Below are 10,454 nucleotides of genomic sequence, written 5' to 3'. Positions count from 1 at the left end.
TAACATGTTGGATATTAAAGGGAAAATTATCACAACTGATGCGATGGGTTGCCAGAAAGATATTGCAGAGAAGATACAAAAACAGGGAGGTGATTATTTATTCGCTGTAAAAGGAAACCAGGGGCGGCTAAATAAAGCCTTTGAGGAAAAATTTCCACTGAAAGAATTAAATAATCCAGAGCATGACAGTTACGCAATTAGTGAAAAGAGTCACGGCAGAGAAGAAATCCGTCTTCACATTGTTTGCGATGTTCCTGATGAACTTATTGATTTTACGTTTGAATCGAAAGGGCAGCTATGGACAGAAACTACCTGACGTCAGTCCTTGCGGGGAGCGGGCTTTCGTAATCTTGCCCTGCTAGCGGATTAACTTCACAAACATCATTTCCCAACGTCTACACTTACTCCTGTAAACCGTTCAGGAGCAGTAATGAATCAGCAACGATTTGATGACAGCACTCTAATCCGTATCTTCGCCCTTCATGAGTTACATCGACTGAAATCACACGGCTTAACGCGCGGAGCGCTTCTCGATTATCACAGCCGCTATAAACTCGTCTTTCTGGCTCATTCTCAGCCGGAATACCGCAAACTTGGCCCGTTCGTGGCTGATATTCACCAGTGGCAAAATCTGGATGACTATTACAACCAGTACCGCCAACGCGTAATTGTTTTGCTTTCTCACCCCGCCAACCGACGTGACCACACCAACGTTTTGATGCACGTTCAGGGGTATTTTCGCCCGCATCTTGATTCCACAGAACGCCAGCAGCTGGCGGCGCTTATCGACAGTTATCGCCGTGGCGAGCAACCACTTCTTGCGCCGCTGATGCGTATCAAACACTATATGGCGCTTTATCCTGACGCCTGGCTTTCAGGGCAGCGTTATTTCGAACTTTGGCCGCGTGTGATTAACTTGCGCCATGCAGGAGTTTTATGACCACCCATCTGGTCTGGTTTCGCCAGGATTTACGTCTGCACGATAATCTCGCGCTGGCTGCCGCCTGCCGCAATTCGTCTGCACGCGTGCTGGCGTTGTATATCGCCACACCACGCCAGTGGGCGGCGCATAACATGTCGCCGCGTCAGGCTGAACTTATCAATGCTCAACTGAATGGGCTACGAATAGCGCTGGCGGAAAAAGGCATTCCTTTATTATTCCGTGAAGTGGATGACTTTGCCGCCAGCGTCGAAATAGTTAAACAGGTGTGCGCGGAAAATCGTGTTACCCATCTGTTTTATAACTATCAGTATGAGGTGAATGAGCGGGCGCGGGATGTGGAAGTTGAAAAAGCGCAGCGTAACGTGGTGTGTGAAGGATTTGATGACAGCGTGATCCTGCCGCCGGGGGCGGTGATGACTGGCAATCATGAGATGTACAAAGTCTTTACGCCGTTTAAAAACGCCTGGCTGAAACGGTTGCGGGAAGGGATGCCGGAGTGCGTCGGTGCACCAAAAGTTCGTAGTAGCGGATCGATAGAGCCCGCGCCATCCATTACGCTGAATTACCCTCGTCAGTCTTTCGATACCGCGCATTTCCCGGTGGAAGAAAAAGCGGCGATTGCGCAATTACGCCAGTTTTGCCAGAACGGTGCCGGAGAATATGAGCAACAACGAGATTTTCCGGTAGTAGAAGGCACCAGTCGTTTGTCCGCCAGCCTGGCAACGGGTGGGTTATCGCCTCGCCAGTGTTTACATCGCCTGTTGGCGGAACAGCCGCAGGCGCTGGAAGGTGGACCGGGTAGCGTCTGGCTTAATGAGCTGATCTGGCGCGAGTTCTACCGCCATTTGATGACGTATTATCCTTCGCTGTGTAAACATCGTCCGTTTATTGCCTGGACGGAGCGTGTGCAGTGGCAGCGCAATCCCGCCCATTTTAAAGCCTGGCAGGAAGGTAAAACGGGATATCCGATTGTCGATGCTGCTATGCGTCAGCTTAACAGCACTGGCTGGATGCATAACCGTCTGCGAATGATTACAGCCAGTTTTCTGGTGAAAGATTTGCTGATCGACTGGCGCGAAGGCGAGCGGTATTTCATGTCACAACTGATTGATGGTGATTTGGCGGCCAATAACGGCGGCTGGCAGTGGGCCGCTTCTACCGGAACCGATGCTGCGCCGTATTTTCGTATTTTTAACCCGACAACCCAGGGCGAGAAATTTGACCGCGAAGGCGAGTTTATCCGCCAGTGGCTACCGGAGTTGCGCGATGTGCCAGGGAAAGCGGTGCATGAGCCGTGGAAGTGGGCGCAGAAAGCAGGTGTGAAGCTGGATTATCCGCAACCGATTGTCGATCACAAAGAGGCGAGGCTGCGAACGCTGGCAGCGTATGAAGCGGCGAGGAAGGGGAAATAACAGACTCGTGCCCAGATGCCGGATGCGGCATGAACGCCTTATCCGGCCTGGCAAATAGTGCAAATTCAATGGGCCATCCAGGCCTGATAAGACGCGTTAAGCGTCGCATCAGGCATCGGTGTTGGCGTATTAAGACTCCAGCGCCAGCGCACGGTTTCTGAACTTCAGCGCCTGATACAGCCAAATCATCAGCACCAGTCCTACACACGCCAGCGCACCCCAGGTGATTTGATCAAACACTTCTATATATGCATTGATGGAGTAATTGAGCGCCCCGGAAGCATCAAACGAAGCTTGCGATGTTTGATCGGCAATGACGCCCGCCAGATAGTTCGCAATCGCGCCGGAAAGCAGCATATAAATGCCGGTTAATACGCCGGTCACGCCGGGGATTTCAATACGCGTAATTTGCGACATAGCAACCGGATCGATAAACAGTTCGGCAAACCCCATCACTGCCAGACCAAGCACCATCAGCGGCAGGGAAGAGTGGCCATACATTGCAGACCAGCGGGCGCTTAAGCTCAGAATACAGAACCCGGCGCTCATCAGGCCGAGGCCAAGAGCAAATTTTCCCCAGATGCGCACGGTACGATTACCCGCGACGCTTTCTTTAACCACCCACGCCAGGAACACACCGCACAGCATAACTGCAAAAGCATTAATCGACTGGAACATGGCGGTCGGAACGCTATAACCGAAAATATCGCGATTAACGAAGCGGTCGATATAAAGGCTAATCGAGCTGCCGCCCTGTTGTGCGAAGGCCCAGAACAACATGCTGAAGAAGGTGAGCGTCACAATCAGCCCCAGCTCCTTACGTTGTTTCTGGTTTTCTGCTTTGCGATAAATTTTCGCCAGTACCGCCAGACCAATGATAGTGGCGACAATTAAGGCGTATACCGACCACTCTTTCCAGAACAGTACAGTAATCAGCGCAGGCGTTGCGACCAGCAGAACCAGCAGCCATCCCCAGTTCGGCAGGAGAAAGTTTGTCGCACGCAGTACTTTTTTGTTAACGCCGCGGGTATGTGTGAAATGACGATTGCCGCATAAGAAAATGACCAGACCCGCGATCATGCCAACCGCCGCCAGGCCAAAGCCCATCGCCCAACTGTATTCTTCCTGGGCGTAACCACAGGCGATAGGGGCAATAATCGATCCCACGTTACCCGCCGCATACATCAGCGAGAAACCGCCATCGCGACGTGGATCGGTCGGTTCATACAGTTCACCAAGCAGGCAACTGACGTTGGATTTAAACAGACCATAGCCACAAACGATAATCGCCAGCGACAGATAGAGGAATGACGGGTGGATTTCGCTGGCGCCCAGCACCACATGCCCGACAGCCATCAACAACGCTCCCAGCATTACCGCCATGCGGTTGCCGAGCACTTTATCCGCCAGAAAACCGCCGAGGATCGGCGTGACATACACCAACGAACAATAGGCGCTAAATAACGCGTAAGCGTGGGTGTCGTTGTATTTCAGTTGATTGGTGAGATAGAGAATCAGCAAGGCACGCATGCCGTAAAAGCTAAAATATTCCCAGATTTGTAGCGCGACAACGTAGTAGATAGCGCGCGGCTGTGATGCGTGTTTATTCATAGTAATTCCGCGGTTGGATGCGACACCACGTAATAGTTGCGCGGCGTGCGTGTGTTTCCTTAGAGTTAAAACTTTGATACAGATCTGATTATTTATGCAATATGCTGTCTGATTGCATAAATATACATGAACTATGCATTTATGAGATAAACAATTTGCGCCTTTTGGCGATGGGTTTGTTTCTTAATATGTCGAAAGATTGGCTATCGACGAACAGGCGAGGTAACGCTATGTTAACGGAGTAGCTATCAGAATATGGAAGGCGCAATGATGAAAAACACCGAACTGGAACAACTGATTAACGAGAAATTGAACAGCGCGGCGATAAGTGATTATGCGCCGAATGGTTTGCAGGTGGAAGGCAAAGAGACGGTGCAAAAAATTGTTACCGGTGTCACCGCCAGCCAGGCGCTACTCGATGAAGCGGTACGCCTGGGCGCTGATGCGGTCATTGTGCATCATGGTTATTTCTGGAAAGGGGAATCGCCAGTAATTCGCGGTATGAAGCGTAACCGCTTAAAAACATTGTTGGCGAATGATATCAACCTGTATGGCTGGCATCTGCCACTTGACGCACATCCTGAGCTGGGCAATAACGCGCAACTGGCGGCGTTACTGGGGATCACGGTCATGGGCGAAATTGAGCCGTTGGTGCCGTGGGGCGAACTGACCATGCCGGTACCGGGGCTGGAACTGGCCTCATGGATTGAAGCGCGTCTGGGACGTAAGCCGTTGTGGTGTGGCGACAACGGCCCGGAGGTAGTACAGCGCGTCGCCTGGTGCACCGGTGGTGGGCAAAGTTTTATTGATAGTGCCGCGCGTTTTGGCGTGGATGCTTTTATTACTGGCGAAGTTTCTGAACAGACCATTCATTCAGCCCGCGAGCAGGGATTGCATTTTTATGCTGCGGGTCATCACGCTACCGAACGCGGTGGTATTCGCGCGTTGAGCGAGTGGTTGAATGAAAATACCGATCTTGATGTGACCTTTATTGATATTCCTAATCCTGCATAACGAATAGTCAGAGGGATCGAAAGTGCAACGAGCGCGTTGTTATCTGATAGGTGAAACGGCGGTAGTGCTGGAACTGGAACCGCCGGTGACGCTGGCCAGCCAGAAACGGATCTGGCGGCTGGCCCAGCGTCTGGTGGATATGCCGAATGTCGTTGAAGCTATTCCCGGCATGAACAATATCACGGTGATTTTGCGGAACCCTGAATCGCTGGCGCTGGACGCCATAGAGCGTTTGCAACGTTGGTGGGAAGAGAGCGAGGCGCTGGAACCTGAGTCTCGCTTTATCGAAATTCCGGTGGTTTACGGTGGCGCAGGCGGGCCGGATCTGGCGGTGGTTGCGGCGCATTGTGGGTTGAGCGAAAAACAGGTTGTTGAATTGCACTCCTCCGTGGAATACGTGGTCTGGTTTTTAGGTTTTCAACCAGGATTCCCGTATCTCGGGAGTTTGCCGGAACAACTACACACGCCACGGCGCGCTGAACCGCGCGTGCTTGTTCCGGCAGGTTCTGTCGGGATTGGCGGGCCGCAGACCGGTGTTTATCCACTGGCAACGCCGGGCGGCTGGCAGTTGATAGGTCATACTTCGCTCAGTCTGTTTGACCCGACGCGTGACGAACCTATCTTATTGCGTCCGGGAGACAGCGTGCGCTTTGTGCCGCAGAAGGAGGGAGTATGCTGAAGATTATTCGTGCGGGGATGTACACCACCGTGCAGGATGGCGGCCGTCACGGTTTTCGCCAGTCGGGTATCAGCCACTGCGGCGCACTGGATATGCCAGCGCTACGCATTGCTAACCTGCTGGTGGGTAATGATGCCAACGCGCCCGCGCTGGAGATCACGCTCGGTCAGTTAACGGTTGAGTTCGAAACAGATGGTTGGTTTGCATTGACTGGCGCAGGTTGCGAGGCGCGGCTGGATGATAATGCTGTCTGGACTGGCTGGCGCTTGCCGATGAAAGCAGGCCAGCGTTTAATGCTTAAACGTCCACAACATGGTGTACGTAGCTATCTGGCGGTGGCGGGCGGTATTGATGTGCCACCAGTGATGGGGTCATGCAGCACCGATCTCAAGGTGGGGATTGGTGGGCTGGAAGGGCGTTTACTGAAGGATGGTGACCGACTCCCCATTGGCAAAGCGAAGCGTGATTTTATGGAAGCGCAGGGCGTTAAACAGCTGCTGTGGGGTAACCGGATTCGCGCCTTACCGGGGCCGGAATATCATGAGTTTGATCGCGCCTCGCAGGATGCATTCTGGCGTTCGCCCTGGCAGCTTAGCTCGCAAAGTAACCGGATGGGCTATCGCTTACAGGGGCAAATCTTAAAACGCACCACCGATCGCGAACTGTTATCTCACGGTTTGTTGCCTGGCGTGGTGCAGGTGCCGCATAACGGGCAGCCCATTGTGTTGATGAACGACGCGCAAACTACCGGCGGTTATCCGCGCATTGCCTGCATCATTGAGGCTGATATGTACCATCTTGCGCAAATTCCGCTCGGTCAGCCGATTCATTTTGTCCAGTGTTCACTGGAAGAGGCACTGAAAGCGCGGCAAGATCAGCAACGTTATTTCGAACAATTAGCGTGGCGGTTGCACAATGAAAATTGACCTGAACGCCGATCTGGGCGAAGGGAGTTCCAGCGATGCGGAACTTTTAACGCTGGTTTCGTCGGCCAATATTGCCTGTGGATTTCATGCAGGCGATGCGCAAACCATGCTGGTAAGCGTGCGTGAAGCCATAAAAAATGGTGTCGCGATTGGCGCTCACCCGAGCTTTCCCGACAGGGAAAATTTTGGTCGCAGCGCCATGCAGCTGCCGCCAGAAACCGTTTACGCCCAGACACTGTATCAAATTGGCGCGCTGGCAGCGATTGCCCGGGCGGAAGGTGGCGTAATGCGTCATGTTAAACCGCACGGCATGTTATACAACCAGGCAGCGAAAGACGCACAACTGGCAGACGCCATCGCCAGAGCCGTTTACGCCTGCGATCCGGCATTGATTCTCGTCGGGCTGGCAGGAAGCGAGCTGATCCGTGCAGGCGAACGATATGGTCTGGTAACGCGCGAGGAAGTGTTTGCCGATCGCGGCTATCAGGCCGACGGTTCGCTGGTGCCGCGAAGCCAGCCAGGCGCGTTGATTGAAAACGAAGAACAGGCGCTGGCGCAAACGCTGGAGATGGTGCAACACGGCAGAGTCAAAAGTATCACCGGCGAATGGGCAACGGTCGCGGCGCAGACTGTCTGCCTGCATGGCGACGGCGAGCACGCACTGGCGTTCGCCCGCCGGCTACGATCTGCATTTGCCGAAAAGGGGATTGTTGTCGCAGCATAATCCCTCTGAACAAAGAATGAAAAAAGGATATCACCATGCCTGAAGGCCCGGAGATCCGCCGTGCAGCGGATAACCTGGAGGCGGCGATCAAAGGCAAACCACTGACCGATGTCTGGTTTGCCTTCCCGCAGTTAAAACCTTATCAATCACAACTTATTGGTCAGCATGTCACTTATGTGGAAACGCGCGGAAAAGCGTTGCTGACCCATTTTTCGGATGGCTTAACGCTCTATAGCCATAACCAACTCTATGGTGTCTGGCGCGTGGTTGATACTGGCGAAGAGCCGCAGACCACGCGGGTGTTGCGGGTAAAGTTGCAAACAGCCGACAAAACCATTCTGCTTTATAGCGCCTCTGATATTGAAATGTTAACGCCGGAACAACTGACGACGCATCCGTTCTTACAACGCGTTGGCCCCGATGTGCTGGATCCGAATCTGACGCCAGATGTGGTGAAAGAACGGTTATTGTCGCCGCGCTTTCGTAACCGTCAGTTTGCCGGGTTACTGCTCGACCAGGCGTTTCTGGCAGGGCTTGGCAATTATCTGCGCGTGGAGATCCTCTGGCAGGTTGGGTTGACCGGAAATCATAAAGCGAAAGATCTCAACGCGGCGCAACTGGATGCACTCGCACACGCGTTACTGGATATTCCGCGACTTTCTTACGCTACGCGGGGGCAGGTGGATGAAAATAAACATCACGGCGCGTTGTTTCGCTTTAAGGTGTTTCATCGTGATGGCGAGAAGTGCGAACGCTGTGGCGGCACCATTGAGAAAACCACGCTGTCATCGCGCCCGTTTTACTGGTGTCCTGGTTGCCAGCACTAGGCCGTTCGCTTCGGCGCATAGGTTGAAATAAACCGCGCAATGGCTGGCCCCGTCAGCAAAATACTGAACAGGCGCAGGGTTTGCATCGCCATAATAAGCGCCATATCAGCATTGCTCCCTGCGGCGATGACCGCCACTGTATCTAGTCCACCGGGGCTGGTGGCGAGGTAGGCGGTCATAAAATCAATATGCATAAACCGGGTCAGCCCCCACGCCATACCCGCACAAATAGCCAGCAGAGCAAAAATCGACAGCAGGATTTGCGGCAGCGGACGCAATGCCCGCAGTAAGATTTGTTTATCGAAGCCCAGACCAATTCGCCAGCCAATCGCCATATAAGCTATCGCCAGCAGCCATTCCGGTAACTCAATCGTGATGAACTCGCCAGACTGGAGCACCGCACCTGCCAGCATCGGAAAAAGCATCGTGCCGGAAGGAAGACGTAGCAGGCATCCCGCCGTACCGGCAACGACCGCGAGCAAAATCGTAAGCAGGAGATTAATGCTCACTGGCGGAAACCATACCATCTGCTGGTTAACCGCTTCAGCGTTATCGCCCAGCATCATTCGGGTAACCAGAACAGCGGCCCCCGCGACGAACAGTACCCGCAGATACTGCATAAACGCCACCAGGCGGATATCTGCGCCGTAATCCTGCGCCATCGCGACCATTGCCGCCGCACCACCAGGCGAGGAGCCCCAGGCACCCGTATTTCCGGGCAGTGAGCTATAGCGCACCAGTAACCATCCCACGATAGCGCTGGAAAGCAACGTCACCAGTAAAATAGCTAACACAATCGGCCAGTTAACCGCCAGCGTGGTCAGGATAGAACCGGTCAGGTTTTGCGCAATCATACAGCCAAGAATGGCCTGCGCGGCGAGAAAAGCGGAGCGGGGGAGTTGCAGGGTAACCCCGCGCATACTAAAGATGATCCCGGCGAGCATTGGCCCAAGCAGGAGTGCCGCCGGGAGATGTAAAGCGAGGAAGCCAATAGAAAGGAGAAGTGACAGAACACATAACATTCCCCACTGTAGCACTGGCATCCGTCACTCCCTGTTTAACTTACCTTTGGTGTATCGATACAGCATAAAGAATGCGCCTTAACGAAAAAATAGCGGTAATCAAGAAAAAGACAGATTTTGGCTAAAGGGCGTATTAAGTACCGTTGTCTCCCTCTCGTTTGTAAAAGAGGGAAGAGTAAACGATTGAACTGAAATAAGTCTTATCCAGTGCGCCGTAAAACCCCGTTCTTCAGGGCGGGGATATAAGGCGCGGTTTTCCACCTAACCAGGTGTTTGCTGTTGTTCAATGTATTGGCGGATGACGAATATTGGCGCACCTCCGCAGCTACTGGCAAAATAGCCGGGACTCCACAAAACGCCTTTGTAGTAATACCTGACTGCAATATCTGGTCGATCTCGTCGCAGTAACCTACTCGATACGCCTTTGAGGCTGTTTACCAGACTGGATATCGCCAGCTTGGGTGGATAGTTAATTAACAAATGGACGTGATCTTGTTCGCCATCCATTTCAACCAGTTCAGCTTCAAAATCAGCACATACATTTGAAAAGTAAGTGCGTAGTTTTCCTGTCGCGTCATAGTCAAAAATCTGACGTCGGTATTTGGTGACAAAGACCAGGTGAACATGCATGGGAAAAACACAGTGCCTTCCACGCCGGATATCGGTTTCTTTTTTCATAGACCAAAATATAATTTGACCGGTGAAACGACTACAGGCATTTAAATTCCAGTTAAGACCCGGTGGTCAACAGGAGCGTGAAATGAGGCGCTTCGCAGGCGCATGTCGTTTCGTTTTCAATCGTGCTCTGGCACGTCAGAATGAGAATCATGAGGCCGGTAATAAATACATCCCTTACGCGAAAATGGCTTCCTGGCTGGTTGAGTGGAAAAATGCAACTGAAACACAATGGCTTAAAGATGCTCCAGCACAGCCATTGCAACAGTCACTGAAAGACCTTGAGCGAGCCTACAAAAATTTCTTCCAGAAGCGTGCGGCTTTTCCCCGATTCAAAAAGCGGGGACAGAATGATGCATTCCGCTACCCACAGGGCGTTAAGCTCGATCAGGAAAACAGCCGTATTTTTCTGCCGAAACTTGGCTGGATGCGCTACCGGAACAGTCGTCAGGTCACGGGTGTTGTGAAAAATGTCACTGTCAGCCAGTCCTGCGGTAAGTGGTACATCAGTATTCAGACAGAAAGTGAAGTATCAACTCCGGTTCACTCTTCAGCATCAATGGTCGGACTGGATGCTGGCGTGGCGGTCAGATACTGGCTGTTCCGCCAGCGTACACAAGC

11 protein-coding genes and 1 pseudogene are annotated in these 10,454 nt (G+C 52.7%); 9 read left to right on the top strand and 3 right to left on the bottom strand.

Annotated elements, in window-relative coordinates; all coding sequences use genetic code 11:
- From D9736_RS22880 to phrB, 3 genes and pseudogenes are all read left to right on the top strand, one after another.
- Positions 1-292 (top strand): annotated as a pseudogene (locus tag D9736_RS22880) (ISAs1 family transposase); the annotation flags it as partial.
- A 138-nt stretch (positions 293-430) separates the two neighbouring features.
- Positions 431-940 carry a YbgA family protein gene (locus D9736_RS22875; RefSeq protein WP_130259243.1) on the top strand — a complete coding sequence of 170 codons (510 nt, stop codon included), beginning with the start codon at positions 431-433 and terminating at the stop codon, positions 938-940.
- A complete protein-coding gene (gene phrB, locus D9736_RS22870; protein WP_130259242.1) occupies positions 937-2,355 on the top strand; it encodes a deoxyribodipyrimidine photo-lyase in 1,419 nt (472 codons plus the stop codon). Before D9736_RS22875 ends, phrB begins: the two co-directional genes overlap by 4 nt.
- A gap of 129 nt (positions 2,356-2,484) precedes the next feature.
- On the opposite strand, the gene dtpD is transcribed toward phrB, so the two are convergent.
- Positions 2,485-3,966: a dipeptide permease DtpD gene (dtpD, locus tag D9736_RS22865; RefSeq protein WP_130259241.1), complete on the bottom strand. Its 1,482-nt coding sequence runs from the start codon at positions 3,964-3,966 to the stop codon at positions 2,485-2,487.
- A gap of 270 nt (positions 3,967-4,236) precedes the next feature.
- Between dtpD and ybgI the strand changes: the two genes are divergently transcribed.
- The 5 genes from ybgI to nei are packed head-to-tail and all read left to right on the top strand — an operon-like array spanning position 4,237 to position 8,136.
- Positions 4,237-4,980, top strand: a complete 744-nt coding sequence (gene ybgI, locus D9736_RS22860; protein ID WP_130224268.1) for a radiation resistance protein YbgI — start codon at positions 4,237-4,239, stop codon at positions 4,978-4,980.
- A 22-nt stretch (positions 4,981-5,002) separates the two neighbouring features.
- On the top strand, positions 5,003-5,659 hold the full coding sequence (gene pxpB, locus D9736_RS22855) for a 5-oxoprolinase subunit PxpB (protein ID WP_130259240.1): 657 nt from the start codon (positions 5,003-5,005) through the stop codon (positions 5,657-5,659).
- A complete protein-coding gene (gene pxpC / locus D9736_RS22850; protein ID WP_130259239.1) occupies positions 5,653-6,585 on the top strand; it encodes a 5-oxoprolinase subunit PxpC in 933 nt (310 codons plus the stop codon). The genes pxpB and pxpC overlap by 7 nt, the downstream gene beginning before the upstream one ends.
- Positions 6,575-7,309 (top strand): 5-oxoprolinase subunit PxpA, encoded by a 735-nt coding sequence (gene pxpA, locus D9736_RS22845; RefSeq protein WP_130215012.1) that lies wholly within the window; start codon positions 6,575-6,577, stop codon positions 7,307-7,309. The genes pxpC and pxpA overlap by 11 nt, the downstream gene beginning before the upstream one ends.
- 35 nt (positions 7,310-7,344) lie before the next feature.
- Positions 7,345-8,136, top strand: coding sequence for an endonuclease VIII (nei, locus tag D9736_RS22840; RefSeq protein ID WP_130259238.1), 792 nt, complete (start codon positions 7,345-7,347; stop codon positions 8,134-8,136).
- Here the strand turns inward: nei and D9736_RS22835 are convergent.
- Both D9736_RS22835 and tnpA read right to left on the bottom strand, forming a co-directional pair.
- Positions 8,133-9,179 (bottom strand): AbrB family transcriptional regulator, encoded by a 1,047-nt coding sequence (locus D9736_RS22835; RefSeq protein WP_130259237.1) that lies wholly within the window; start codon positions 9,177-9,179, stop codon positions 8,133-8,135. The genes nei and D9736_RS22835 overlap by 4 nt on opposite strands.
- 240 nt (positions 9,180-9,419) lie before the next feature.
- Positions 9,420-9,836, bottom strand: coding sequence for an IS200/IS605 family transposase (gene tnpA, locus D9736_RS22830; RefSeq protein WP_165383187.1), 417 nt, complete (start codon positions 9,834-9,836; stop codon positions 9,420-9,422).
- A 22-nt stretch (positions 9,837-9,858) separates the two neighbouring features.
- Between tnpA and D9736_RS22825 the strand changes: the two genes are divergently transcribed.
- A partial coding sequence (locus D9736_RS22825) for an RNA-guided endonuclease TnpB family protein (RefSeq protein WP_130259235.1) occupies positions 9,859-10,454 on the top strand: 596 nt, incomplete at its 3' end.

The organism is Escherichia sp. E10V10, from assembly GCF_004211985.1.
GTDB lineage: Bacteria > Pseudomonadota > Gammaproteobacteria > Enterobacterales > Enterobacteriaceae > Escherichia.
This window is presented reverse-complemented; position numbering and strand designations above follow the sequence as displayed.

Excerpts from the sequence above, each read along its gene's own strand:
- D9736_RS22875 (WP_130259243.1), top strand. The coding sequence starts at position 431 with ATGAATCAGCAACGATTTGATGACAGCACTCTAATCCGTATCTTCGCC.
- phrB (WP_130259242.1), top strand. The coding sequence starts at position 937 with ATGACCACCCATCTGGTCTGGTTTCGCCAGGATTTACGTCTGCACGAT.
- dtpD (WP_130259241.1), bottom strand. The coding sequence starts at position 3,966 with ATGAATAAACACGCATCACAGCCGCGCGCTATCTACTACGTTGTCGCG.
- ybgI (WP_130224268.1), top strand. The coding sequence starts at position 4,237 with ATGAAAAACACCGAACTGGAACAACTGATTAACGAGAAATTGAACAGC.
- pxpC (WP_130259239.1), top strand. The coding sequence starts at position 5,653 with ATGCTGAAGATTATTCGTGCGGGGATGTACACCACCGTGCAGGATGGC.
- pxpA (WP_130215012.1), top strand. The coding sequence starts at position 6,575 with ATGAAAATTGACCTGAACGCCGATCTGGGCGAAGGGAGTTCCAGCGAT.
- nei (WP_130259238.1), top strand. The coding sequence starts at position 7,345 with ATGCCTGAAGGCCCGGAGATCCGCCGTGCAGCGGATAACCTGGAGGCG.
- D9736_RS22835 (WP_130259237.1), bottom strand. The coding sequence starts at position 9,179 with ATGCCAGTGCTACAGTGGGGAATGTTATGTGTTCTGTCACTTCTCCTT.
- tnpA (WP_165383187.1), bottom strand. The coding sequence starts at position 9,836 with ATGAAAAAAGAAACCGATATCCGGCGTGGAAGGCACTGTGTTTTTCCC.